The sequence below is a fragment of the Bacillus sp. BB081 genome, from assembly GCF_008368895.1.
Lineage (GTDB): Bacteria > Bacillota > Bacilli > Bacillales > Bacillaceae_G > Bacillus_A > Bacillus_A wiedmannii.
Window position 1 is genome coordinate 66,191 of record NZ_QOZX01000014.1, and the last position, 23,656, is coordinate 89,846.

The 23,656-nt window shown below is 36.2% G+C and carries 28 protein-coding genes; 24 read left to right on the top strand and 4 right to left on the bottom strand.

The window, feature by feature from the left end; genetic code table 11:
- Positions 1-121 precede the first annotated feature (121 nt).
- From dacF to DN394_RS06895, 14 genes are all read left to right on the top strand, one after another.
- On the top strand, positions 122-1,312 hold the full coding sequence (gene dacF / locus DN394_RS06830) for a serine-type D-Ala-D-Ala carboxypeptidase DacF (protein WP_097917823.1): 1,191 nt from the start codon (positions 122-124) through the stop codon (positions 1,310-1,312).
- 170 nt (positions 1,313-1,482) lie between these two features.
- Positions 1,483-1,833 carry an anti-sigma F factor antagonist gene (gene spoIIAA, locus DN394_RS06835; protein ID WP_000059133.1) on the top strand — a complete coding sequence of 117 codons (351 nt, stop codon included), beginning with the start codon at positions 1,483-1,485 and terminating at the stop codon, positions 1,831-1,833.
- On the top strand, positions 1,834-2,274 hold the full coding sequence (spoIIAB, locus tag DN394_RS06840; protein ID WP_048546248.1) for an anti-sigma F factor: 441 nt from the start codon (positions 1,834-1,836) through the stop codon (positions 2,272-2,274).
- 12 nt (positions 2,275-2,286) lie between these two features.
- Positions 2,287-3,045, top strand: coding sequence for an RNA polymerase sporulation sigma factor SigF (sigF, locus tag DN394_RS06845; protein ID WP_000350733.1), 759 nt, complete (start codon positions 2,287-2,289; stop codon positions 3,043-3,045).
- A 137-nt stretch (positions 3,046-3,182) separates the two neighbouring features.
- On the top strand, positions 3,183-4,709 hold the full coding sequence (locus DN394_RS06850) for a sodium-dependent transporter (protein WP_149293689.1): 1,527 nt from the start codon (positions 3,183-3,185) through the stop codon (positions 4,707-4,709).
- The gene (locus DN394_RS06855) at positions 4,709-4,807 is read left to right on the top strand and encodes a methionine/alanine import family NSS transporter small subunit (RefSeq protein ID WP_000016829.1); all 99 of its coding nucleotides are present in this window, start codon (positions 4,709-4,711) and stop codon (positions 4,805-4,807) included. The genes DN394_RS06850 and DN394_RS06855 overlap by 1 nt, the downstream gene beginning before the upstream one ends.
- 116 nt (positions 4,808-4,923) lie before the next feature.
- Positions 4,924-5,544: a stage V sporulation protein SpoVAA gene (gene spoVAA / locus DN394_RS06860; RefSeq protein ID WP_046956412.1), complete on the top strand. Its 621-nt coding sequence runs from the start codon at positions 4,924-4,926 to the stop codon at positions 5,542-5,544.
- The gene (spoVAB, locus tag DN394_RS06865; protein ID WP_000572948.1) at positions 5,537-5,953 is read left to right on the top strand and encodes a stage V sporulation protein SpoVAB; all 417 of its coding nucleotides are present in this window, start codon (positions 5,537-5,539) and stop codon (positions 5,951-5,953) included. The genes spoVAA and spoVAB overlap by 8 nt, the downstream gene beginning before the upstream one ends.
- Before the next feature lie 14 nt (positions 5,954-5,967).
- Positions 5,968-6,426 (top strand): stage V sporulation protein AC, encoded by a 459-nt coding sequence (spoVAC, locus tag DN394_RS06870; RefSeq protein WP_000147730.1) that lies wholly within the window; start codon positions 5,968-5,970, stop codon positions 6,424-6,426.
- A 13-nt stretch (positions 6,427-6,439) separates the two neighbouring features.
- Positions 6,440-7,456 carry a stage V sporulation protein AD gene (spoVAD, locus tag DN394_RS06875; protein WP_046956414.1) on the top strand — a complete coding sequence of 339 codons (1,017 nt, stop codon included), beginning with the start codon at positions 6,440-6,442 and terminating at the stop codon, positions 7,454-7,456.
- A 3-nt stretch (positions 7,457-7,459) separates the two neighbouring features.
- Entirely contained in the window at positions 7,460-7,810 is a 351-nt protein-coding gene (gene spoVAE / locus DN394_RS06880; RefSeq protein ID WP_000345909.1) for a stage V sporulation protein AE, read from the top strand.
- 5 nt (positions 7,811-7,815) lie between these two features.
- Positions 7,816-8,385: a stage V sporulation protein SpoVABEA gene (gene spoVAEA / locus DN394_RS06885; protein ID WP_001254417.1), complete on the top strand. Its 570-nt coding sequence runs from the start codon at positions 7,816-7,818 to the stop codon at positions 8,383-8,385.
- Positions 8,372-9,844, top strand: coding sequence for a spore germination protein SpoVAF (spoVAF, locus tag DN394_RS06890; RefSeq protein WP_046956415.1), 1,473 nt, complete (start codon positions 8,372-8,374; stop codon positions 9,842-9,844). The genes spoVAEA and spoVAF overlap by 14 nt, the downstream gene beginning before the upstream one ends.
- Positions 9,845-9,940: 96 nt before the next feature.
- Positions 9,941-10,744 (top strand): Cof-type HAD-IIB family hydrolase, encoded by an 804-nt coding sequence (locus tag DN394_RS06895; protein ID WP_141498569.1) that lies wholly within the window; start codon positions 9,941-9,943, stop codon positions 10,742-10,744.
- 30 nt (positions 10,745-10,774) lie between these two features.
- Here the strand turns inward: DN394_RS06895 and DN394_RS06900 are convergent, their stop codons facing one another.
- Positions 10,775-11,641, bottom strand: a complete 867-nt coding sequence (locus DN394_RS06900) for a DUF1002 domain-containing protein (RefSeq protein ID WP_000850509.1) — start codon at positions 11,639-11,641, stop codon at positions 10,775-10,777.
- A gap of 187 nt (positions 11,642-11,828) precedes the next feature.
- On the opposite strand from DN394_RS06900, the gene DN394_RS06905 reads away from it, so the two are divergent.
- Positions 11,829-12,266, top strand: coding sequence for a peptidylprolyl isomerase (locus DN394_RS06905; RefSeq protein ID WP_149293690.1), 438 nt, complete (start codon positions 11,829-11,831; stop codon positions 12,264-12,266).
- Between the two features lie 469 nt (positions 12,267-12,735).
- Positions 12,736-13,104 (top strand): GNAT family N-acetyltransferase RibT, encoded by a 369-nt coding sequence (gene ribT / locus DN394_RS06910; protein WP_000908397.1) that lies wholly within the window; start codon positions 12,736-12,738, stop codon positions 13,102-13,104.
- A 20-nt stretch (positions 13,105-13,124) separates the two neighbouring features.
- On the opposite strand, the gene DN394_RS06915 is transcribed toward ribT, so the two are convergent.
- On the bottom strand, positions 13,125-13,643 hold the full coding sequence (locus DN394_RS06915) for a DUF309 domain-containing protein (protein ID WP_046957458.1): 519 nt from the start codon (positions 13,641-13,643) through the stop codon (positions 13,125-13,127).
- Positions 13,644-13,740: 97 nt separating this feature from the next.
- Positions 13,741-13,836 carry a YjcZ family sporulation protein gene (locus DN394_RS06920; RefSeq protein ID WP_074539905.1) on the bottom strand — a complete coding sequence of 32 codons (96 nt, stop codon included), beginning with the start codon at positions 13,834-13,836 and terminating at the stop codon, positions 13,741-13,743.
- 169 nt (positions 13,837-14,005) lie between these two features.
- On the opposite strand from DN394_RS06920, the gene scpA reads away from it, so the two are divergent.
- The 6 genes from scpA (at position 14,006) to phnF (ending at position 19,265) form a co-directional block, all read left to right on the top strand.
- Positions 14,006-14,749: a segregation/condensation protein A gene (scpA, locus tag DN394_RS06925; RefSeq protein WP_001199757.1), complete on the top strand. Its 744-nt coding sequence runs from the start codon at positions 14,006-14,008 to the stop codon at positions 14,747-14,749.
- A gap of 158 nt (positions 14,750-14,907) precedes the next feature.
- Positions 14,908-15,480, top strand: coding sequence for a segregation/condensation protein ScpB (scpB, locus tag DN394_RS06935; protein ID WP_000375162.1), 573 nt, complete (start codon positions 14,908-14,910; stop codon positions 15,478-15,480).
- Between the two features lie 78 nt (positions 15,481-15,558).
- A complete protein-coding gene (locus DN394_RS06940) occupies positions 15,559-16,461 on the top strand; it encodes a ComEC/Rec2 family competence protein (protein WP_046957457.1) in 903 nt (300 codons plus the stop codon).
- A gap of 207 nt (positions 16,462-16,668) precedes the next feature.
- Positions 16,669-17,811 carry an N-acetylglucosamine-6-phosphate deacetylase gene (nagA, locus tag DN394_RS06945; RefSeq protein WP_097917895.1) on the top strand — a complete coding sequence of 381 codons (1,143 nt, stop codon included), beginning with the start codon at positions 16,669-16,671 and terminating at the stop codon, positions 17,809-17,811.
- A gap of 4 nt (positions 17,812-17,815) precedes the next feature.
- A complete protein-coding gene (gene nagB, locus DN394_RS06950; RefSeq protein WP_097917825.1) occupies positions 17,816-18,604 on the top strand; it encodes a glucosamine-6-phosphate deaminase in 789 nt (262 codons plus the stop codon).
- Positions 18,534-19,265, top strand: coding sequence for a phosphonate metabolism transcriptional regulator PhnF (gene phnF / locus DN394_RS06955; protein ID WP_002194085.1), 732 nt, complete (start codon positions 18,534-18,536; stop codon positions 19,263-19,265). Before nagB ends, phnF begins: the two co-directional genes overlap by 71 nt.
- A gap of 70 nt (positions 19,266-19,335) precedes the next feature.
- On the opposite strand, the gene DN394_RS06960 is transcribed toward phnF, so the two are convergent.
- On the bottom strand, positions 19,336-20,142 hold the full coding sequence (locus DN394_RS06960; RefSeq protein WP_098091965.1) for an HAD family hydrolase: 807 nt from the start codon (positions 20,140-20,142) through the stop codon (positions 19,336-19,338).
- A gap of 165 nt (positions 20,143-20,307) precedes the next feature.
- On the opposite strand from DN394_RS06960, the gene glcT reads away from it, so the two are divergent.
- On the top strand, positions 20,308-21,156 hold the full coding sequence (gene glcT, locus DN394_RS06965; RefSeq protein WP_001067321.1) for a glucose PTS transporter transcription antiterminator GlcT: 849 nt from the start codon (positions 20,308-20,310) through the stop codon (positions 21,154-21,156).
- 339 nt (positions 21,157-21,495) lie between these two features.
- Positions 21,496-23,559 (top strand): PTS glucose transporter subunit IIABC, encoded by a 2,064-nt coding sequence (gene ptsG / locus DN394_RS06970; protein WP_097917826.1) that lies wholly within the window; start codon positions 21,496-21,498, stop codon positions 23,557-23,559.
- Positions 23,560-23,656: the final 97 nt, after the last annotated feature.

Genomic DNA, 23,656 nt, shown 5'->3' on the forward strand with positions numbered 1-23,656 from the left:
TAATACACTTAATACAATATAGGTGATGAATGTATTTGTCAACTGAAAATATTAGAAAAATATGGTATTAAAAAATAAAAAATTGGAAAAAATAGGTCTGATATAGAATGGAGGGTTAGTCATGAAGCGAGTTTTTGGAATACTTGTTTGTTTCATGTTATTGCTTTCTGGTACTTCAGTTAGTTTCGCACAATCTGAGAAGACGAAGCAGGAGAAAACAGAAGAAACAGCGCCGAAGTTAGCGGAACAAGCGTCGTCAGCAATTGTAATTGAACAAGATACGGGTAAAGTTTTGTTTGACAAAAATCCAAATGAGAAGTTACCACCTGCTAGTATGACGAAGATTATGACAATGCTATTAATTATGGAACAAGTTGAAAAAGGAAAACTAAAACTGACCGATAAAGTTAGAGCAAGTGAGCATGCAGCTTCAATGGGTGGGTCACAAATCTTTTTAGAGCCTGGAGAAGAGATGACTGTAAATGAAATGCTAAAGGGTATTGCTATTGCATCTGGAAATGATGCGTCAGTTGCAGTAGCGGAGCATATCGCGGGTTCAGAAGAAGGTTTTGTAAATATGATGAACAAAAAAGCGAAAGATTTAGGACTGAAAAATACTCATTTTCAAAACCCAACAGGTCTTCCGGCTAAAGACCATTATTCCACAGCAAATGATATGGCTATAATGGCAAAAGAATTGATGAAGTACCCACTTATTCGCAAATATACAGGTAAATACGAAGACTATTTACGTGAAGATACGAATAAGAAGTTTTGGCTCGTGAATACGAATAAGTTAGTACGTTTTTATCCTGGAGTAGATGGTGTGAAAACGGGCTTTACGACAGAAGCAAAATATTGTTTAACAGCATCGGCTGAAAAGAATGGGATGCGTGTTATTTCAGTTGTTATGGGAGCACCTACATCGAAAGAACGGAACAACCAAGTAACAAAGCTTCTTGACTACGCATTTGGACAATATATGACAAAGAAATTGTATACACGAGGAGAAAAAATTAAGACTGTACAAGTAGGAAAAGGGAAAAAAGAAAAAGTAGATTTAGTTGCGTCAGACAATGTGTCTCTTCTTATGAAGAAGGGCGAAAATATGGACAAAGTAAAGCAAGAAGTAATTGCTGAAAAGAAAGTGAAAGCACCGATTAAAAAAGGTGACGCGCTTGGTACACTTGTTATTAAAAAAGATAAAGATGTTTTATTAAAACAAACAATTGTAGCAAAAGAAGATGTTGCTGCAGCGAGCTGGTGGGAGTTATTTAAAAGAAGTTTTGGGATGTTTTCAACATCAAAATAGCGGCAAACATTTTGCCGCTTTTCTATTCGTATGAAAGTAAATAATTGCCGAATGGTTTCACTTTATGGCGAAATAGTTCTTCTTTTGTCAGTAGGAAGGATTCTTATGTTGTATCACGAAAATCTTTATGTATGTAAATGAGTAAAGTTTGAGCATAAGGAGGAAATCGTGTGAGTCTTTCCATGCAATTAGAAGTAAAGCGTGACGTCCTATGTGTGAGACTAGCGGGTGAATTAGATCATCATACTGCTGAAGAGTTGCGAACGAAAGTAACAGATATGATTGAGACACATGGTGTTCATCATATTGTTTTGAGCCTAGAGAACTTATCGTTTATGGATAGTTCTGGTTTAGGTGTTATATTAGGCCGATATAAGCATGTAAAAGGATTAGGTGGAGAAATGGTTGTTTGTGCAATTTCACCGCCTGTTAAACGTTTATTTGAAATGTCGGGCTTATTTAAAATTGTTCGCTTAGAAGAAAGTGAAGCGCATGCGCTCGCGACGTTGGGGGTGGCATAAATGAGAAATGAAATGAACCTTCAATTTTCAGCATTAAGTCAAAATGAATCATTCGCTCGCGTTACAGTAGCTGCTTTCATTGCGCAACTAGATCCAACGATGGAAGAACTTACGGAGATTAAAACAGTTGTGTCAGAAGCAGTTACGAATGCAATTATTCATGGATACGATGGAAATGCAGAAGGTGTTGTTTATATTTCTGTAATTTTGGAAGAAGCAATGGTGAAACTCACGATTCGAGATGAAGGGATTGGCATCTTTGATTTAGATGAAGCAAGACAACCCCTTTTTACAACTAAACCTGAATTAGAGCGTTCCGGAATGGGATTTACTATCATGGAAAATTTTATGGATGAAGTAGAAGTTATTTCAAACGAATCTTTCGGGACAACAATCCATTTGACAAAATACTTATCAAATAGTAACGCTCTATGCAATTAAGGAGAATAGCCTATGGACATAGAGGTCAAAAATGAGAAGAAGAAACCTCAGTTAAAGGACCACGAGCTAAAAGCGTTAATTCAACAAAGTCAAGATGGAGATCAACAAGCTAGAGATACAATCGTTCAAAGTAATATGCGTCTCGTATGGTCGGTTGTGCAGCGTTTTCTTAATCGAGGATACGAACCAGACGATTTATTTCAAATTGGATGTATTGGGCTCTTAAAATCGGTAGATAAATTTGATTTATCTTTCGACGTGAAATTTTCAACATATGCAGTTCCAATGATTATTGGAGAAATACAACGATTTTTACGTGATGATGGATCAGTGAAAGTAAGTAGATCTTTAAAAGAAACAGGAAATAAAATTCGAAAGATGAGAGACGAGCTTTCGAAAGAATTCGGAAGGGCACCAACGATTAACGAAGTAGCCGAAGCGTTAGAACTAACGCCAGAAGAAGTGGTTCTGGCGCAAGAAGCGAGTCGTGCTCCTTCATCCATACATGAAACGGTGTATGAAAACGATGGAGATCCAATCACTATTTTAGATCAAATTGCCGATCAATCTGAAACGAAATGGTTCGATAAAATTGCTTTAAAAGAAGCAATTAGAGAATTAGATGATCGAGAACGTTTAATTGTATATTTACGCTACTATAAAGACCAAACCCAATCAGAAGTAGCGGAGCGCATAGGTATTTCGCAAGTACAAGTTTCAAGACTTGAAAAGAAAATATTAAAACAGATGAAAGATCGAATAGATGAGTAGCTATCTATTCGATCTTTTTTTATGACTTTAATAGGAGGAGATTGTAAACTTTCGTAAAAATTAACAGAATTTATTGATAATTTAGTAAATTTAAAATATAATCCGAGTATGAACTTGTCACAAAGGGGGAAGGAAATATGGAAACGAGGCAACAATGGGGAACGAGGGCTGGATTCATTTTCGCAGCGGTCGGCTCTGCCGTTGGATTAGGAAACATATGGCGTTTTCCTTATACAGCGTATGAAAATGGGGGAGGCGCATTCTTTTTACCGTACTTATTCGCATTATTAACGACTGGTATTTCATTATTGGCGTTTGAATTCGCTCTTGGGCATCGTCATCGTGGTTCAGCGCCACTTACATTCTTCCGTATTAGTCCGCGTGCTGAATTTATCGGATGGTGGCAAATGTGTGTAACGTTTATCGTTTCAACATATTATGCAGTAATTATTGCTTGGTCTATTTCCTATACGTACTTTGCAATTACTGGAGCATGGGGGAAAGACACGCAATCATTTTTATTTAAAGAGTATTTGCATGTTGCAGATAAGCCTGGACAGTTTGGAGGGCTCGTACCGGAAGTATTAATTCCATTAGCTCTCGTTTGGATTATCGTGCTCGGTGTAGCATTCAAAGGAGTTAAAAAAGGAATCGAAGTTGTTAACCGTATTTTCATTCCTTTATTAGTTGTTATGTTCCTTATTATCGTAGTTCGTGCAGTGACGATGGAAGGTGCGATGCAAGGATTAGATGCATTCTTTAAACCGGATTGGAGTCGTATTTTTGATGGAAAGGTATGGCTTGCTGCTTACGGTCAAATTTTCTTTAGCTTATCTTTAGCATTTGGAATTATGATTACGTATTCTAGTTATTTACCTAAAAACTCAGATACAACAAATAATGCCTTTATTACTGGCTTTGCAAACTCAGGATTTGAATTATTAGCAGGGATTGGGGTCTTTGCAGCTCTTGGATTTATGGCAAACAATATGGGAGTACCAGTTGATAAAGTAGCAAGTGCTGGTGTAGGACTTGCATTCGTAGTATTCCCGCAAATTATTAATGAATTACCGATGTCACCGTTATTTGGCGTATTATTTTTCTTATCATTAACGGTTGCTGGAATTACATCCCTCATTTCGCTTGCGGAAGTATGTTTTGCTGCCGTATCTGAAAAGTTTAGCTTAAGCCGCCAAAAAACAATTGGAATTATGGGAACGCTTCTCGTACTAGTTTCCCTTGTTTTTGCAACACGTGGCGGGCTTATGTTCTTAGATGTTGTTGATTATTTCGCTAATAACTTCGGATTAATTTCAATTGCATTAGTGGAAGTAGTTACGATAGGGCTCATTCTACGCCGTTTACCAGTTTATCAAAATCACGCAAACTTCGTATCTGATATTAAGTTAGGGACGTTTTGGAGAGTAAGTTTACTCGTTATTACCCCGCTTATGTTAGGATACATGTTAATTGATGGTACAACCCAAAATATTAAAAAGAACTACGGAGATTATCCAACGGAGTTTGTCGTAACATATGGTTGGTCAATTGCAGCAGCGTTCCTTATCGTTGCACTAATCATTAGTATAAAGAAATGGAATGCACAAATACATTCAGATTCTGCTAAGCTTGAAAAAGAATGGAAAGATCGGGGTGTTTCATAATGAGCGGATCAGCGATTATGATGATGGTTATTGGTATGGTAGTCATTTGGGGAGGACTCGCATTAAGTATTGCAAATTTATTTAAGAAAAAGGCATAAACTAAAAAACATCTGTACCGAAACGGTACAGATGTTTTTTTATGAAAAAATTGTATTAGAAAAAAATTCAATAACCATACTACAACTACGAGGAAGAGTGAAGAGGTGAATGGAAATTGGAACAAACAATTTATATTAAAATGCGTAATCGATTAAAAGTTTCTCCTACGTATGAAGTGAAACTACGTGATGTCGCTCAACTTGCCGGAGATACTGTGGTAGTTGAGTTGTTACAGGATGAGGTAGTTTACAAAATAACAGCGCATGATAAGACGCATGTTGTAATTGATGTTATGAAAATTATTGAGATTATTAGGCGAAAAGCGGCTCATATACAAATTAATTTACTCGGTTCTGGACAAACTCTTGTTGAAATTATATATGAAAAAAAGAAAGTACATCCGATTTTCTTCGGACTTGTATGGTTGTTACTTTTTATTGGAGCGGCTCTTGCGATCATTTATTTCCATGAAGATGTAAGCATGCAACAAGTGCACCAGCGGTTATATTACATGATTACGGGAGAATTTAAGGCACAACCACTTCTATTTCAAATTCCTTATTCAGTAGGTCTTGGGTTAGGTATGGTCTTATTTTTTAATCATGTATTTCAAAAGCGAATTAATGAAGAGCCGAGTCCGTTAGAAGTGGAGATGTTCCAATACCAGCAGTCACTTGACCAATATGTAATTGTTCATGAAAACAAGGACAATATGAAACAACTTGCCGATGATTGAGTCTGGGCTTGTTATTTTAATTGGTTTAGCGGGAGGAATTGCAGTAGGTAGCGGGTATGTCGCATTTTTAGCTGTACTTGGTATAATCCCCCGTCTAGCTCAATTAACGAGAAGTGGAAAGCACATTCAATATTTTGAGTGGGCAGTTATTGCAGGTACGTTAACAGGAGCTTGGTGTAGTTTGAAAAACATTACATTTCAAACGTCGCAATATTGGCTTGTCATATTAGGAATATTTTGTGGCACATTCATTGGAATGCTTGCAGCCGCATTAACAGAAGTGTTAAATGTTTTACCTATTTTAGCGAAACGAGTAGGGGTAGAAGGGAAAATCGTTGTTTTACTCGTTGCTCTTGTACTTGGCAAAGTAATAGGCTCATTGTTTCACTGGATTTATTTCGTAAAGTAGGAGGCAATATATAAATGACAGGGCGAAAACTAAAGGATGATTACATAAATAAAGTGAAGGAGTACCATCCAAAACCAAACTATTTTCTAAATTGTGTCAAGGCATTTCTTGTAGGTGGATTCATTTGTACTGTCGGAGAAGTATTGATGAAATTTTATATACATTATTTTCATTTCAGTGAACAAGAGGCAGGAAATCCGACAGTTGCAACGCTTGTATTATTATCGGCGATTTTAACAGGTTGTGGTGTATATGATAAAATCGGTCAATTTGCTGGAGCGGGATCGGCCGTACCTGTTACGGGATTTGCGAATTCTATGGCGAGCGCTGCGCTAGAACATAAGAGTGAAGGAATTGTGCTTGGGGTTGCTACAAATATGTTTAAGCTAGCGGGAAGTGTTATCGTTTTTGGGGTTGTTGGTGCATACGTTATTGGATTAATAAGATATACTTTTAACATTTTTATGTCTTAAAGGAGGGGCTAGTATGAGGTTGACCGGAAAACAAACGTGGGTATTTCAAAATGATATTTATGTGAATGCAACCGGTACTGCTGTCGGTCCAAAAGAAGCTGAAGGCCCTCTTGGGAAGGATTTTGATATTTCATATGATGATTTACATTGCGGAGAGGAAAACTGGGAACTTGCTGAACGAAGATTAATGTCAGATTCAATTCAACAAGTCTTGCAAAAAGGAAATGTAAAAACATCACAAATTGATTTCTTTTTAGCGGGTGATTTATTAAATCAAACAGTGACAGCAAATTATGTTGCACGTAATTGGGGGATTCCCTTTTTAGGGATGTTTAGCGCTTGTGCAACCTCGATGGAGACTTTAGCGGTTGGATCAGCCTTTATAGATGGTGGATTCGCAAATCGTGTTTTAGCGACGGTAAGTAGTCATAATGCAACGGCTGAAAGACAGTTCCGTTATCCAACAGAGTATGGGGGACAAAAACCAGGAACAGCAAATTCCACTGTTACAGGTGCGGGATCCATATTAATTAGTAAAGAAAAAAGTGCTATTAAAATTACGGCAGCTACGATTGGAAAAGTGCAAGATTTAGGGATTGCGAATCCTTTAGATATGGGGTCGGCGATGGCACCTGCTGCTGCTCATACAATTCAACAACATTTTGAAGATTTGAAGAGGAGTGCAGCAGATTATGATTTGATTGTTACCGGTGATTTATCAGCTATTGGGACACCAATCGCAAAACAACTGTTATTGGAAGAAGGTTATGATCTTAGGCATATATATAATGATTGCGGATTAATGATTTATGATTCCGGTCAAGAAGAAGTATTTGCCGGTGGTAGTGGTTGTGCTTGTTCAGCTGTTGTCACATATGGTCATTTATTAAGCGAGATGCAAAAAGGGAATTTACAACGAATTTTTGTCGTTGCTACTGGCGCGTTATTAAGTCCGATGATGATGCAGCAGAAAGAAACCATTCCAACAATTGCACATGGTGTCGTATTTGAGAGAGTGAAGGGAGAGTGAATTGTGGATTTTATATATGCATTTCTTGTAGGAGGCGCCATTTGTGTAATTGGACAGGTATTGTTAGATTTCGCAAAGTTAACACCAGCCCATTTAATGGCTACCTTTGTAGTTATAGGAGCAGTTTTAGATGGATTCGGATTGTACGATAAGCTTATAAAGTTTGCTGGTGCTGGTGCGACAGTTCCTATTACAAGTTTTGGACATTCGCTATTACATGGGGCAATGCATGCGGCAGAAAAACACGGATATATTGGGATTGGTATGGGTATGTTTAGTTTAACGTCTGCAGGCATTTCTGCAGCGATATTATTTTCATTTTTTGTAGCACTTATATGTAAACCGAAAGGATAAATCAAATGAGACGAAGGGTTGTTTTGGTCACAGATGGAGATGAATATGCAAAGCGGACAATTGAGCTTTTAACGAAGGAATTTGGGGGAAGGTGTATTTCAGCATCACAAAGTAATCCAACCAAATTAACAGGGAAGAAAGTTGTTGAGCTTATTATGCAAACGCCATATGACCCTGTATTTGTCATGTTTGATGACAGTGGATTTATTGGAGAAGGATCTGGTGAAAAGGCTTTAAAATATGTAGCCACACATAAACAAATTGATGTACTGGGGATTTTGGCAGTAGCGTCTAATACACATCATTGGGAATGGGCACGTGTAGATGTCAGTGTAGATCGGAACGGGAATTTAACGGAATACGGTGTTGATAAATTTGGACTTCCAGATGGTGAAATTGGCAGAATTAGCGGAGATACAATTTATTGTTTAGATGATCTGAATGTTCCTGTCATTGTGGGAGTTGGTGATATTGGTAAGATGTGTGGAAACGATGAATGGGAGAGAGGATCACCTATTACTAGAAAAGCGATTCAATTAATTTTGGAAAGGAGTGGTTTTTATGACGAAACCTAAAAAAGTGGAAATCCCTATTTCATCTTTCATAAGTGATAATGAAAATTACTTAAAGCAAACAGCTGGACTGGGTGTTACATACGATGTTGGCATTCGTAAATTTCAAATTTTAAATAAAGAAATTGGTGTGTTATTTGTAAACGGACTTTGTGATACAAATTATATTATCCCTATTTTAGAAGAAGCAGTGGATACAAATGAGATAAGGGATGTAGAAGAAGATACAGTGAAGCTTTTAGAGAATCGTTTAATCCATCAACAAGTAAGCAAAGTGAAAACGATGGATGAGGTAATGCTTCAAGTATTATCAGGACTCATCGTTATATTTGTGGAAGGTGAAACGGAAGCGTTCGCAATAGATGTTCGTAGTTATCCGGGCCGGACGCCGACAGAACCAGATACAGAAAAGGTGGTACGTGGTGCAAGGGATGGATTTGTTGAAAATATCGTTGTAAATACAGCGTTAATTCGTAGAAGGATACGTGACCCACGTCTTCGAAATGAAATGATTCGAGTAGGAGATAGATCCCAAACGGATATTTGTATTACATATGTTCAAGATGTTGCAAATCCAGATTTAGTAAAGATTATAAAACAAGAATTAAATAACATTGATGTCGATGGAATTACGATGGCGGATAAAACAGTGGAAGAATTTGTTGTAAAGCAAAGCTATAATCCATTCCCGCTTATTCGATATACAGAAAGACCGGATGTAGCGGCGAATCATTTATTAGAAGGACATGTGTTAGTACTAGTTGATACATCACCGAGTGCTATGATTACTCCAACAACATATTTCCACCATTTACAGCATGCGGAAGAGTTTAGACAAAATCCAGCTGTCGGTACATTTTTACGTTGGGTACGCTTTTTAGGTGTCTTATTCTCCTTATTTTTACTACCATTTTGGTTAGTGTTTGTATTTGATCCAACTCTTTTACCAGAAAACCTTGCTTTCATTGGACCGACTAAGATGACACATTTACCAATTCTATTACAGGTGTTGATGGCCGAAATCGGACTTGAGTTTTTAAGGATGGCAGCCATTCATACGCCAACGCCGTTATCTTCTGCAGCAGGGTTAATTTCCGCTATATTAATTGGTCAAATAGCAATCGATGTAGGTTTGTTTGTACCAGAAGTTATTTTGTATGTAGCAGTTTCTATGATCGGTGCATATGCAACACCGAGTTATGAATTAGGATTAGGAAATAAAGTTGGAAAATTGTTTGTTATTATTTTAACAGGTCTCTTCCATGAGATGGGATTTGTAATTGGTATGACGATATTGATTTTATTTTTAACGTCTATAAAAAGTTTACAAACACCTTACTTATGGCCGTTTTTACCATTTGATTGGGGTGCATTAACAAAAATTCTACTTCGCCCGACGATGTCTAGTTTAAAAGTACGACCAAGTATTGTAAGACCTCAAAATGTAAAAAGACAAAAATAAACGGGATTATACACCCGTTTATTTTTTTAGCAAAAATTTATTGTTTTTTAACAAAAATCAAACATTTTTTGTGTACACTTAGAGTAGATATTGTGTATGGAAGGGGAAGAGGACATGATTAAATTATTTGTAAGTGATTTAGATGATACGCTCGTTTACAATGTGAATCATATGCAAAAAGAAGATGAACGTGCACTTTGTTGGTTAGCTGAAAAAGGGACAAATATTTGTTTTGCCTCTGGCCGCTTTACTCATCGAATTGATGAAGTCGTAAATAGGTTTGCATTCCAATATTACACAACTAGTTTAAATGGAGCAACGATGTTACTGCCGGATGGAAAAATATTTCATGAATCAAGTTTTGAAGATGGGATTGCCCAGGAAATATATCGATATATCCATAAAAAGGGACTAGCAGATATTGTTTGTGCAAATGAGCAACGGTATACAAAAAGAAAGAATGAACATCATCATACTTTTGAAACGTATATGGGCGTGCATATTGCTGAGATAGAAGCATTAGAAGAGGAATTTGGTAAGACTGTACATCCTGCGAAATTGTTTGTTTTTGGGGAAGAAGAGACAATTGCAGCATTAGATCAAGAGTTACGAGATACATTTCAGAGCGAAGCGGAAGTTTTTATGTCTGGTAAACGCTATGTTGACATTATGCCAAGGGGAGTAAGTAAAGGGAGTGCTTTAAGGCGACTAATGGAACATTTACAAATTGAAGCAAATGAAGTTGCATGCATTGGAGATTCTTTCAATGATATTTCTATGTTTGAAGTAACTCCGCATTCATTTACTCTACATCATGCTCATCCATATGTGAAGAATAAGGCAAATCATATTGTTCGTTCGGTCGAAGAAGCTGTTATGAAATTGCCATTACTTGTATAAAAAAGAAGCTCGTCGGTGACGAGCTTCTTTTTACTTGAATAACGATTTAACAAAATCAATGATACTTGAGAAGAAATCTTTAACTTTATCTAGGAAACCTTGCCCTTCTTCAGATCCTAAAAAGGCAGAAACGTGTTCTTTTGCTTTATTTAACTGACTGCCAACTTGATTCCAATCGATATTAAGATTTTTCATTTTATCAAATAGCGCAACTAAGTTATCTAACTGTTCATCCGTTAATGTAATACCAAGTTGATCCGCAATTTTTTTAATTAATGAACGTAAATCTTCAGTCGTTTTTGGCTGTTCTTTGGCAATTTCTTCTTTAATTTTTGCAACAAGTTGAACTGCTTTTTCTTCACCAATTTTATCGCCGAGCTGGGCTGTTTGCACCATTTCTTCATTGGCTACTTTTTTTACTTCCTCAGGAATTGCTTTGTTCGATGTTGTTTCATAGGCTTTCATTAAACCGGTTAAAGCAGCAGTTCCTGAAACTTTAAATGGTGCAGTAATTTGAATTTCTGCATCTTTCACACCTGCTGTAATAAGTGCGTTTGTGTACATTGCATCTGTTATCGAATTAATGTTTTTTGAACGTACAATGAGACCAGACCCTGGCTTTGTGTATGTAATCATAGAAGAGGAAATTGCTCTCGTACCAATTTGCGCTTTTGGAACAATCCCTTCTAGAAATTTATGTTCTTCCGCATTAGACACAGTAATGATTGTAGCATCTTTTGGTGCTTTCATTTCTTTTAACAGATCTTGTTTTTGTTGTTCAGACAAGTTTTCTCCTAGTGTAACAATTGATTCTCCTTCGATGATGTCTGCAAACGAAGCTGTTGGCATCATAAATACCGTTACAGCCAATAGCAGAGCTAGTAATTTCGTTTTCACGAAAAATCGCTCCCTTTCTCTTTCTAAAATTTTCGGGCAACACAGTTATTATAGTATATATTTCTTATTTGTCACCTAGCTTTTTCCACATTTCAAAAAAGAAGTATCTAGATTGTCGGATTCTTTTTGTTTCTAGTCATGAATGTGGTAATATAGTGCTGAGATAGTTGAAAGGAGACATATACGTATGAAAACTTTAGGATACATATTAATGGGAAATGGCGAAAAAATCGAGTTAGAATTTTTCCCAGAAGAGGCACCAAAAACAGTAGAAAACTTTAAAAAACTAGCAGAGCAAGGATTTTATGATGGTGTGACATTCCACCGCGTTATTCCTGGCTTCGTAAGCCAAGGTGGAGATCCAACAGGAACAGGTGCAGGTGGCCCAGGTTACTCTATCCCATGTGAAACTGATGGAAATCCTCATAGACACCTTGTAGGTTCACTTTCTATGGCTCATGCTGGCCGTAATACAGGCGGTAGCCAATTCTTTGTTGTTCATGAGCCACAACCGCATTTAGATGGTGTACATACTGTATTCGGTAAAGCAACAAGCGGTATTGAAACAGTATTAAACATGCGTCAAGGCGATGTAATGAAAGAAGTTAAAGTTTGGGAAGAATAAGTTAATGGGAAAAGAGAGCTATGGCTCTCTTTTTTGTTTTTTTTAATAGGAATGGGTATTTCGTTTGCAGTACATGATACAAGTAGTACTGTTATTGTAGCGAAAATATGGCGCTTATAAGAACAAAATTTTAACAAATTACATAGAATACATTAGATTTCATGTTTCAATAAATATTTTTATTACATTAATTTTGCTAGAATTCATTTGCTCTCAGGTGATGAATATTGAAGTGTAATGAGCGGTGGATGTTTCTTTTTACTTTCATATAACAGCGTTTCTTTGTTAATCTACTTAGAAAAAATAGTACTGAAACATATATTTGACTTTCTTCTTTTCGCTTTGTATGATTATCAAGTTGTTTTAGGCCCTTCTCACTCTGTTGAAAATATTGTAAAATGAATGTGATATGAAAAGAGTGGTTGAGGGGATTAATAGTTTGTAACTTTTGTAAGAAGGGATAAGGGTTATGTTAATTCGTTTTAAAAAAAGTTATGAAAAGATTGCAATGGGGCTTCTTTCATTTATGCCAACTGAAAAAGATGTGAAAACATTACAATTGACTATGAAAGATTATGAAGCAAAGGATGATTGGCAATTGTATTTGTGGAAACAAAACGAAGATTTTGTTGGTATAATGGGGATTGTAAAAAAAGAGAATCAAGTGTTGGAAATTCAGCATTTGAGTGTGAACCCGTCTCATCGTCATATGGGTATTGGGACGAAGATGGTTCAAGAGTTAAAGAGTAAATTTCTTGAGTTTACAATTTGCGGAAATGAGCAAACAGCAAGTTTTTGCAAAAAGTGTAAAGGGCTAGAACAAAATATACATTCGTAAAAGCAGAGATAAGTGGTTTATTATCTCTGCTTTCTTTTTTGTAATTGTTCGTTTCGTTCAGCGATGACCTCTGTTCGATCACGTAACGTGTGCTTATGTATTATATATTCATTAGAAGTAGCATTCACGTCTTTCCAAGGAAGGTTTTGTTTCTGACATAATTCCATGCACTGCTTTTCTAATGCTGTATCCGATAACGGTAAAAATAACGGTGTAAAACTCTCTTCTTTCTGTATAGATTGCAATCTATCCTGGAGTAAGCATAGAAGTTGTGTCTGATTTATTCCTAAACGTAGTAAAGGTGCACTGTTTTTTTCTAAAATCGTTATGGCGCTTTTCATCATCTTCTCTGCACCATTCCAGTTAGAGCGTCTTTGATGGTATAAAGAAACTGCAATTTGAATAAGACCGACTAAATAATTATCACGATTTCCTCTCGGTTTTGTTTTCCAATATTCTTCCAGTGTTTCGTGGCATTCAAAATAATCATAATCTCCGTGAAAATGAATTAAAAATTGTATGTATTCGGTAGGATACATTTTCTTCACCCCTGTTTAACGGTTATAAATACAAGTGTATCATAGAAATATAAACAATAAACGACTAGGGAATTGCCCCTAGTCGTTATTGTTCATATTAGCAGAAGCAAGTTGCCCCTACAATAATTAGTAAAATAAACAATACAACAAGTAATGCGAACCCACCGCTAAAACCGCAATCAACGTGACCCATAGTTTTTTGACCTCCTACATTGTTCTTACTACACTGTTATCATATGAAGCGGTGGGCATGATGATATAGGCATAGGTCTATTTTTAATTAAATTTCTTAAAAAGGTTGGATAGAACATGAGTATGCTCTATACTTATGTTGTTATAGAAAAAATGTGGTGGGATGCTTTGTGCAGTATAATTTTAAAGTAGAGGCTTTTGAAGGGCCTTTAGATTTATTGTTACATTTAATACATCGTTATGAAATTGACATATATAATATTCCTGTAGCGGAAATTACAGAGCAATATTTATCTTATGTTCATACGATGAAAGAACTACAATTAGATGTTGCAAGTGAGTATTTAGTAATGGCTGCGACTTTATTACAAATTAAAAGTAAAATGTTGTTGCCGAAACATGAAGAAGATGTACTTGATAACGGTGATGACTTTATAGATGATCCTCGTCAAGAATTGATGGAGAGGTTAATTGAATATAAGAAATATAAGCAAGTTGCTACTGAGCTAAAAGAAAGAGAACAAGAAAGAGCACAGCTATATACACGTCCGCCAATTGATTTTACATCGTTACAACAAGAAGAGGAGACAAACTTGCCTCTTGATGTTACGTTATATGATATGCTAGCGGCATTTCAAAAATTAATGCGCCGTAAAAAAGCAAAGAAACCTGTAACAACACGTATTACTCGTCAAGAAATACCAATTGAAAAGCGCATGATTGATATTTTAAAACAGTTAGAAATACAAGGTGGTCGTCAAAGTTTTTATGATTTGTTTGTTGATGATGAACGGGAAATAATGGTTGTAACATTTTTAGCGGTTCTTGAGCTTATGAAAAATCAACAAATCATAATTGAACAGGAACATAATTTTGATGAAATTTTCGTATCAAGCTCTACTAAATCTGCATAGAGTTAGTATGGAAAATGGGATGGAAATAATATATCTCATGCTAGGTTTGAATGTATCGTTTGGAACAAGAGAAAAAATATTGAACCGAACGCATTGATTGTGATTCGGTTTTTTGATGTGTATTTTTATGGAGAAAATTGGAGGAAGGAGCTCGTAAAATGGATAGAAAAGAACAGAAATCAATCATTGAAGGGCTTTTATTTGTTTCTGGTGATGAAGGGATTTATCCAGAACAAATAGCGAAGGTGCTTGAAATTGAAGGAAATGAAGTAATCGATATTTTAGAAGAAATGCAAAAAGAATGTGAAGGTGCACACCGCGGTTTGCAAATTGTACAGTATGCAAAAGTATATCGTTTTGCTACAAAGAAAGAACATGCTTCGTACTATCAAAAATTAATAGATATCCCAACAGCTGCTTCACTTTCTCAGGCTGCTTTAGAAACGTTAGCGATTGTGGCATATCGTCAACCTATTACAAGGACTGAAATGGAAGAGATTAGAGGGGTGAAAACCGATAAGGCGTTACAAACGTTAGTTTCACACTTACTTATAAAAGAAATGGGAAGAGCAGAAGGGCCAGGGCGTCCTATTTTATATGGAACAACGAAAGAATTTTTGGATACATTTGGATTGAAAACATTAGATGATTTACCGGCACTTTCTGAAGAGAATGAACAAATGAATGAAGCAGATTTATTCTTTGGTTCTTTACAGGAGATATCGAAATAAAAGCTTAGCATTTTGCTAAGCTTTTTTTGTATATCAATTATATACCGTGCCATACTAATTGAAAAAAGGAGACGAGTTATGAGAAGTATGCGAAGTATTTTATTGTTAGTTTCTGTTTTGTTATGCTTTTCTTTAAATAGTGCATCGGCTAAAAGATATATGATGTCTATTCATACCGCGTCTCCTTTACATATGCAGCGACAACATTTTGGTAAAATGAAAGTGAGCTTTTTAAAAGTTGGGCAAGGTGATGCGACACTTATTACATTGCCAAATGGACAAACGATGTTAATTGATGGGGGACCTTATGAAGCCGGTGAGGTTATCATTCAAAAACTAATCGAAAAAGGGATTAACCATTTAGATGCTATCGTCAGTACGCATCCTGATATGGATCACATTGGAGGACTCATTCCGATTGTAGAGCAAATGCCGGTATCGCTTATATTAGATAGTGGAAAAACATATAGTTCTTTTACGTATCACACATACCGGAATCATATTAAAAAAAGAGGAATTCCTTTCGTTTCAGTAAAAGAGGGACAATACATACCGCTAGATCCGCATGTTTCCATACAAGTATTAAACAATGGGAAATCAAAAGATGAAAATAATGAATCTTCAATTGTGTTAAAGGTACGATACGGAAAAGCGGATTTTTTACTAATGGGTGATGCTGATGTGCGGACGGAAACTGAAATATTAAAGCAATTTGATGTACATGCAGATGTGTTAAAGGTGGGACATCATGGCTCCTATACTTCAACAAGTGAAATGTTTATAAAGAAAGTAGAACCACAGTTTGCGATTCTTTCATATGGAAGCAGAAATCCATATGGACATCCGCATCAAAGTGTAGTGAGACGCTTAAAACAGCATGGTATAATGATATATGGAACAAATAAACGTACAGTAGAAATGGAAACAGACGGCGAGCATATTACAATAGGCTCTAGTGGATTAATGCCATTACTTAAGTGAGTAATATGATAGGGGATATTCTCCCTTTTTGGAAAACTGAATAACATATATTATAATTGCAAGAGACGTACTAAGTTTCCTTTTTGTTAAACAAAGAGGAAATTTCATTCGAATGTCTAGACAACTACTCGTGCATATATTAAGATGGAATTAGGCGAATAAGGTAATAATAACAAGTAGGTATTTCATGGGAAAGGATCGATGAAAATGAAAACGCAAGTTGTCATCAATGCCAAAATTTATACAGGTCAAGAAGTAGTGGGAAACGGATTTATTCGTTACGCAGAAACAATTAAAGAAATTGGTTTGATGGCTCAATATGTATCACAAGAAAATGAAGCGGTTTTAGATGCGGCAGGGAAGATTGTGATTCCAGGTATGATTGATGTTCATATTCATGGTGGATACGATATTGATGCGATGGATGCAAATAGCGATGGATTAGTAACTCTAGGTAAAGAAATGTTAAAAGAAGGAGTTACAACTTACTTTCCAACAACAATGACACAAGCTCCAGAAGCAATCGAAGCGGCACTACATGCTGCGAAGGAAGCGAAAGAAAAAGGAGCACATTTCGAATATATTCACTTAGAAGGACCGTATGTTTCAAAAAAACGTGCAGGTGCACAACCACTTGAACATATTGTTCCTGCGAATATTGAACAATTTAAACAATGGCAGGAAGCAAGCGGGAATCTAATTAAATTAGTAACATATGCACCTGAAGAAGAAGGTGCGTTAGAGTTTGAACAGTATCTTGCTGAAACTGGTGTTGTTGGCACAATGGGGCATACAGATGCAATTGATGCGCAACTAAAAAATAGAAACATTACACATGCAACGCATTTATACAATCAAATGCGTGGATTACATCACCGAGAACCAGGAGTTGTTGGTCATGTGTTATTAAATCCAGATGTAATGGTTGAAGTAATTACAGATGGTATTCATATTCACCCTGATATGGTGAAATTAGCATATAAATTAAAAGGACCGAAAAAAGTAAGTGTTATTACTGACGCAATGCGTGCAAAAGGTCTTGAAGATGGATTATATGAGCTTGGCGGACAGCCAGTACATGTAAAAGATGGTAGTGCTCGATTAGAAGATGGAACGTTAGCTGGTAGTATTCTAAAAATGGATCAAGCTTTCCGAAATGTAATTGAATTTACAGGTTGTTCAATCGAAGATGCAGTACTGATGACATCAGTTAACCAAGCAGAAGAGTTTGGATTAAATCATAAAGGTGCATTAGCGGTAGGAAAAGATGCAGACTTTGTTGTGATGAATGAAGATTTACATGTATATGATACGGTTCGTTTAGGAATTCATATGAAGGAAGGGAAGTAATTAAATGAATATTCTTGTTGTAAAAACTCCAGAAGAACTAGCAGAAGCAGGTTATAAATTAATTGAAGAAGTTGTAAAAACAAAAGAAAATCCAACATTGGGAATGGCTACAGGAAGCTCTCCATTAGGTATTTATGCAGAAATGCGAAAAAATAAACTTGATACAAGCCGTGTAACCACTGTAAACTTAGATGAGTACGTAAATTTACCACATGAAGATAAAAACAGCTATCACTATTTCATGCAAGAACAGTTGTTTGATCATCTTCCATTTAAACAAACTTATGTACCAAACGGGATGGCAAGTGATTTAGAGGAAGAGTGCAAACGTTACGAGGGCATTCTAGCTGCTAACCCAGTTGACCTACAGATTCTTGGAATCGGTGAAAACGGTCACATCGGATTTAACGAACCAGGAACACTGTTTAATTCTCCAACAAACATTGTTGAATTAACAGAATCTACACGCCAAGCAAACCTTCGCTTCTTCGAAAAAGAAGAAGATGTGCCAACTCATGCGATTACAATGGGTATTGGAAGCATTATGAAAGCGAAACAAGTTCTACTTGTTGCTATGGGTTCTAAAAAGGCAGAAGCTCTTAAAGAATTATTGCAAGGTGAATATAGTGAAGCGTGTCCTGCTACAGTTTTACAACGTCATCCGAATGTAACCGTAATTGCTGATCAAGAAGCTCTATCTTTATGCAGTGAGGCGATTGCTGATGAACATCGACAAGTATTCACCATTTCCGATCTATTATCAGATTCAAGAGTGGGTGAAACAGCTAATTGAGGACGGCGAATGGAAGCCGGGAGATAAAATCCCATCTGAGAATGAACTTTGCGATAAGTTCGAAGTGAGTCGTATGACAATCAGACAGGCGATTAATAATTTAGTGGAACAAGGCTATTTATATCGGAAACGTGGAATCGGTACGTTTGTCCAACTTCCGAAAGTGGAACAAAAACTGCAAGGAATGACGGGATTCACAGAAGATATGATTTCTCGTGGGATGAACCCAAGTAGTCAATTACTTAGTTTCCGCCTAGTTCCAGCTACTGCGAAAATAGCAGACCGGTTGAGAATACAGGAGGGAGAGTCGGTTTATGAAGTGAGGCGTATTCGCTTAGCTGATGATGAACCGATTGCTTTTGAGACGACATATTTGTCGCCAGCTCTTGTAAAAGATATTAACGAAGAAATATTGCAACAATCTTTATATGAACATTTAGAGAAAAAACTGGGCTTTAAACTTGTTAGCGCTACTCAATCAATTGAAGCTTCAATTGCAACGGATAATGAAGCTGAACATCTGCATATTCCTAAAAAGGCGCCAGTGCTTGTAATGCGTCAATGGTCATATTCAGAAGGTGAAGTACCGTTAGAGTATGTGAAATGTATTTATCGTGGGGATCGTTATAAGTTTATTACAAACATCGCACGTAACAAATAATATATTTCAGTTTGTGAAGTACAGTTAATGTCAAATTGTTTAACATGTAAAGAAAAAATACGACTCATCCTTATAAGGAGTGAGTCGTATTTTTATTATGAGCAATTACGTGGTTAACAGCATCTTTAACTGTATTTACTACATAGTGAGCGTGTTCTTTTACTGCTTCATCTGCTTGAGACATAGCAAAACTGTGAGGAGTTAAAGAAAACATCGGGATATCATTATAAGAATCCCCTATGCAAGCAACTTCCTCTGGTTGTAGTTGAAACTCTTTTAATAAAACAGAAATAGCAGCCCCTTTACTAATATTAGGTGGCATTACATCTAAACATTGTTCTGCTGAAATGAATGTACTAACTTTTCCATGGAATTTTTCATCAATTTTTTTCTGAAGGAGTTGTAAGCTTTCCTTTGTTCCACCGACAGAGATTTTATTTGGGAAAATTGTATCATCAATTTTCTGTAATAGATGCGGTTCTTCAACAGAAGTCATCGTTACTTGTTGTTCAAGCTCATGAATGAACGGTGTTTTCTCTTCAATGTAATAATTATGCTCATCACTTACATAACGAAAATAAGGATCTTCATTTGTCATTGCTAACAGATCAGGTAGAATACTCGAATCGAATGTTGCAGATAATAGTTGCTTGTTTTCATATGTGTACACGAAAACACCATTTACACTAATACGATGGAAATTTGTATTTACAGCTTTCATTAAGTCTGCAATTTCATTATCCAATCGGCCAGAAGCGAAACAAAGAATAACATTTTGCTCAGCAAGACTACGAAGTGCTACAATATCTTGTTCGTCAATTAACCCTCCGTGTTGCATCATTGTACCATCGATATCACTTACAAACATTTTAATCATGTTGTTATCTCCTTTCTATGTACAGTTGCTCTTACATTATACGCATCATATATAAACATGTCTAAAAAATGAATTTTTATGAAATGGTAGATGTTTTACATTGACGACAAAGAAGAATGTTCTGTAACATAAAAGCAGGCTATTTAAGTACGAGGGTGGTGTTATATGAATAATTATCTAGAAATTAAAAAAGTTTTAAATAATAATGTCATCATTGCTAGCCATCCTGAACATGAGGAAGTAGTAGTGATTGGTAAAGGAATTGGATTTGGGAAAAAAGCGAAAGATGTATTGGAGCAAGAACAAATTGAAAAAATGTTTGTTTTAAAAAATGAACGTGATCGTGAACAATACAAACTGTTAGTGCCGCATGTGAGTGAAAAACTAATTGAATTAATGAATGATATTATGTTCTACATTCAAGAAAAAGCAAAATCACCATTGAATGAACATATTCATATCGCTTTAACAGATCATATTTCTTTTGCGATTAAGCGGTTAAAACAAGGACTTACAATTGATAATCCTTTTTTAGTTGAAACGAAAATGCTCTATCCAGAGGAATATGAAATTGCTGAAGGTGTTGTAGACCTTTTAAATTCTCGTTTACAAATTACATTACCAGAAGGAGAAATTGGTTTTATTGCACTCCATATTTACAGTTCGCTTACAAATTCAGATTTATCTTCAGTTAATCAAAACTCCCGTCTCATTGCACAGCTCGTATCTTTAATTGAGACAAACTTACAAATTACATTAGACCAAGAAAGTATCCACTATTTACGCCTTATCCGTCATTTACAATACGCAATTGAACGGGTAAAAAAAGGGGAAAAAGTAGAGGAATCACAAAGTTTTGCTGATTTATTAAAGGCAGAATATCCTGTCTGTTATAATTTAGCTTGGAAGCTAGTTAAGGTCATGCAAAAAGAATTGCAACTTCCTGTGTATGAAGCAGAGAGCATATATTTAACGATGCACCTGCAGCGCTTAGTGAAAGCAGAGCATGTGTAAAAAGACATATATTTTTGTCTAAAATGAAAACGTTAAAAAAAATCATTGAATCGCTTACAATAGTTATGTATAATAACTATTGCAAAGTTATACAAATTTCGACAAACACATTAAGGTAAGTAACGAAAACGTTTGCCTTAATTATAGTGAACTTATACGTAAACCTATTTTTGACACGTGTTACTGATTCGATCAGGCATGAGTGGAGAAAAGCAAGGAATGTAAGCTTGAGAAAGGGATATACTACCCTTTGTATAGCTATCGTTCTATCTTTTTTTCCTCATGTCTTTTTGGCGTTTGTCGGAAGGTATCAATATAGATAAGAGAGGAAGGGTTTCCATGTTTAAGAAGATCTTTGGTGTTCTTCAAAAAGTCGGAAAAGCGTTAATGCTTCCAGTAGCGATTTTACCGGCAGCAGGTATTTTACTTGGATTTGGTAATGCATTTCAAAATCCACAGTTAACAAATGTTATTCCTGCTTTAAAAGCAGATTGGTTCGTAATGGTAGCAAAAATTATGGAACAATCTGGTGATATTATTTTCGCTAACCTTGCATTATTATTCGCAGTTGGGGTAGCAATTGGTTTAGCTGGTGGAGACGGAGTAGCTGGATTAGCAGCGTTCGTCGGCTACTTAATTATGAACAAAACGATGAGTGTGTTCTTAGAAGTAGATAAGCTAGTGAAAGTAACAAGTTCTGGAGCAGACCCAGTAAAAATTGGATTTACAGATCCAGCATATGCAAACGTATTAGGAATTCCAACGCTACAAACGGGAGTGTTTGGTGGTATTATCATCGGTATAGTAGCGGCATATTGCTACAATAAATACTTCAACATTGAATTACCATCATACTTAGGTTTCTTCGCAGGTAAGCGTTTCGTACCGATCGCAACTGCAACATTCTCTTTAGTAGTAGGTATAATCATGTGTTTCATTTGGCCATACATTCAAGGTGGCTTAAATACGTTCTCACATCAAATGATTGATGCAAATAGAACATTAGCGGCATTCATATTCGGTTTAATTGAACGTTCATTAATTCCATTTGGATTACATCATATTTTCTATTCACCGTTCTGGTTCGAATTCGGTCAGTATACAAATGCAGCTGGCGAATTAATCCGTGGTGACCAAAAGATCTTTATGGCACAGTTAAAAGACGGTGTAGAATTAACAGCAGGTACATTTACAACTGGTAAGTATCCGTTCATGATGTTCGGTCTTCCAGCAGCAGCATTAGCAATGTACCATGAAGCACGTCCAGAAAATAAAAAATTAGCAGCTGGTATTTTAGGTTCTGCTGCATTAACATCTTTCTTAACAGGTATTACAGAACCACTTGAATTTTCATTCTTATTCGTAGCACCAGTACTATTCGGAATTCACGCAGTATTCGCTGGTCTATCATTTATGACAATGCAAATTTTAGGTGTTAAAATTGGTATGACATTCTCTGGTGGTTTAATCGACTTTATGTTATTCGGTGTACTGCCAGGCCGTACAGCATGGTGGTGGGTAATTATTGTTGGTCTTGTACTAGCAGTTATTTACTACTTCGGATTCCGCTTTGCAATCCGTAAATGGGATTTAAAAACACCTGGTCGTGAAGTAGCAAATGCGAATGACGGCGCAGGTAAAACAGAAGCAGGAGAACTTCCACGTGAAGTATTAGTAGCACTTGGTGGTAAAGAAAACATTGCTTCTTTAGACGCTTGTATTACTCGTTTACGTGTTCAAGTTAACGAACAAAAGAATGTAAACAAAGATCGCTTAAAAGAGCTTGGAGCAGCTGGTGTACTTGAAGTTGGAAATAACATTCAAGCTATTTTTGGACCGAAATCTGACACATTAAAATCACAAATTCATGATATTATGTCAGGTCGTACACCTCATGTTGAAAAAGAAGAGCCTGTAAAGGTAGAAGAAACTCCTAAACAAGTTGATGAAAACGAAACAATCGTATCACCAATTGAAGGGAAAATCTTACCGATTACAGAAGTACCTGATCAAGTATTCTCAGGAAAAATGATGGGAGACGGATTTGCAATCGAGCCAACAGAAGGAACAGTAGTTTCCCCAGTTAACGGTGAGATCGTCAACGTATTCCCTACAAAGCATGCGATTGGTATTCAATCTGAAGGCGGAAAAGAAATTTTAATCCACTTCGGTATTGATACTGTAAAATTAAATGGTGAAGGTTTTGAAGCACTTGTAGCACAAGGCGACAAAGTGAAACAAGGACAACCATTATTAAAAGTAGATCTTGCATTTGTAAAAGAAAATGCACCATCTATCATTACACCAATTGTCTTTACGAATTTACAACAAGGACAACAAGTCGAATTGAAAAAAGATGGAAATGTTAAGAAGGGCGAAAACGCTATTATTGACATTCAGTAGGAATTTGACGCAAAATGTTTATAATTATAATAGGCGATGTGGTTGACCGAACATCGCCTATTATATACAATAGATGATGTAGTACTCACGTCTATAC

Coding starts and splice junctions, on each gene's coding strand:
- sigF (WP_000350733.1), top strand. CDS start 2,287: ATGGACATAGAGGTCAAAAATGAGAAGAAGAAACCTCAGTTAAAGGAC.
- spoVAB (WP_000572948.1), top strand. CDS start 5,537: ATGATTGAGTCTGGGCTTGTTATTTTAATTGGTTTAGCGGGAGGAATT.
- DN394_RS06855 (WP_000016829.1), top strand. CDS start 4,709: ATGAGCGGATCAGCGATTATGATGATGGTTATTGGTATGGTAGTCATT.
- spoVAD (WP_046956414.1), top strand. CDS start 6,440: ATGAGGTTGACCGGAAAACAAACGTGGGTATTTCAAAATGATATTTAT.
- spoVAF (WP_046956415.1), top strand. CDS start 8,372: ATGACGAAACCTAAAAAAGTGGAAATCCCTATTTCATCTTTCATAAGT.
- spoVAEA (WP_001254417.1), top strand. CDS start 7,816: ATGAGACGAAGGGTTGTTTTGGTCACAGATGGAGATGAATATGCAAAG.
- dacF (WP_097917823.1), top strand. CDS start 122: ATGAAGCGAGTTTTTGGAATACTTGTTTGTTTCATGTTATTGCTTTCT.
- DN394_RS06920 (WP_074539905.1), bottom strand. CDS start 13,836: ATGGGTCACGTTGATTGCGGTTTTAGCGGTGGGTTCGCATTACTTGTT.
- DN394_RS06940 (WP_046957457.1), top strand. CDS start 15,559: ATGAGAAGTATGCGAAGTATTTTATTGTTAGTTTCTGTTTTGTTATGC.
- nagA (WP_097917895.1), top strand. CDS start 16,669: ATGAAAACGCAAGTTGTCATCAATGCCAAAATTTATACAGGTCAAGAA.
- glcT (WP_001067321.1), top strand. CDS start 20,308: ATGAATAATTATCTAGAAATTAAAAAAGTTTTAAATAATAATGTCATC.
- scpB (WP_000375162.1), top strand. CDS start 14,908: ATGGATAGAAAAGAACAGAAATCAATCATTGAAGGGCTTTTATTTGTT.
- DN394_RS06895 (WP_141498569.1), top strand. CDS start 9,941: ATGGAAGGGGAAGAGGACATGATTAAATTATTTGTAAGTGATTTAGAT.
- DN394_RS06850 (WP_149293689.1), top strand. CDS start 3,183: ATGGAAACGAGGCAACAATGGGGAACGAGGGCTGGATTCATTTTCGCA.
- DN394_RS06915 (WP_046957458.1), bottom strand. CDS start 13,643: ATGTATCCTACCGAATACATACAATTTTTAATTCATTTTCACGGAGAT.
- DN394_RS06905 (WP_149293690.1), top strand. CDS start 11,829: ATGAAAACTTTAGGATACATATTAATGGGAAATGGCGAAAAAATCGAG.
- ribT (WP_000908397.1), top strand. CDS start 12,736: ATGTTAATTCGTTTTAAAAAAAGTTATGAAAAGATTGCAATGGGGCTT.
- spoVAC (WP_000147730.1), top strand. CDS start 5,968: ATGACAGGGCGAAAACTAAAGGATGATTACATAAATAAAGTGAAGGAG.
- nagB (WP_097917825.1), top strand. CDS start 17,816: ATGAATATTCTTGTTGTAAAAACTCCAGAAGAACTAGCAGAAGCAGGT.
- phnF (WP_002194085.1), top strand. CDS start 18,534: ATGAACATCGACAAGTATTCACCATTTCCGATCTATTATCAGATTCAA.
- ptsG (WP_097917826.1), top strand. CDS start 21,496: ATGTTTAAGAAGATCTTTGGTGTTCTTCAAAAAGTCGGAAAAGCGTTA.
- DN394_RS06960 (WP_098091965.1), bottom strand. CDS start 20,142: ATGATTAAAATGTTTGTAAGTGATATCGATGGTACAATGATGCAACAC.
- spoIIAB (WP_048546248.1), top strand. CDS start 1,834: ATGAGAAATGAAATGAACCTTCAATTTTCAGCATTAAGTCAAAATGAA.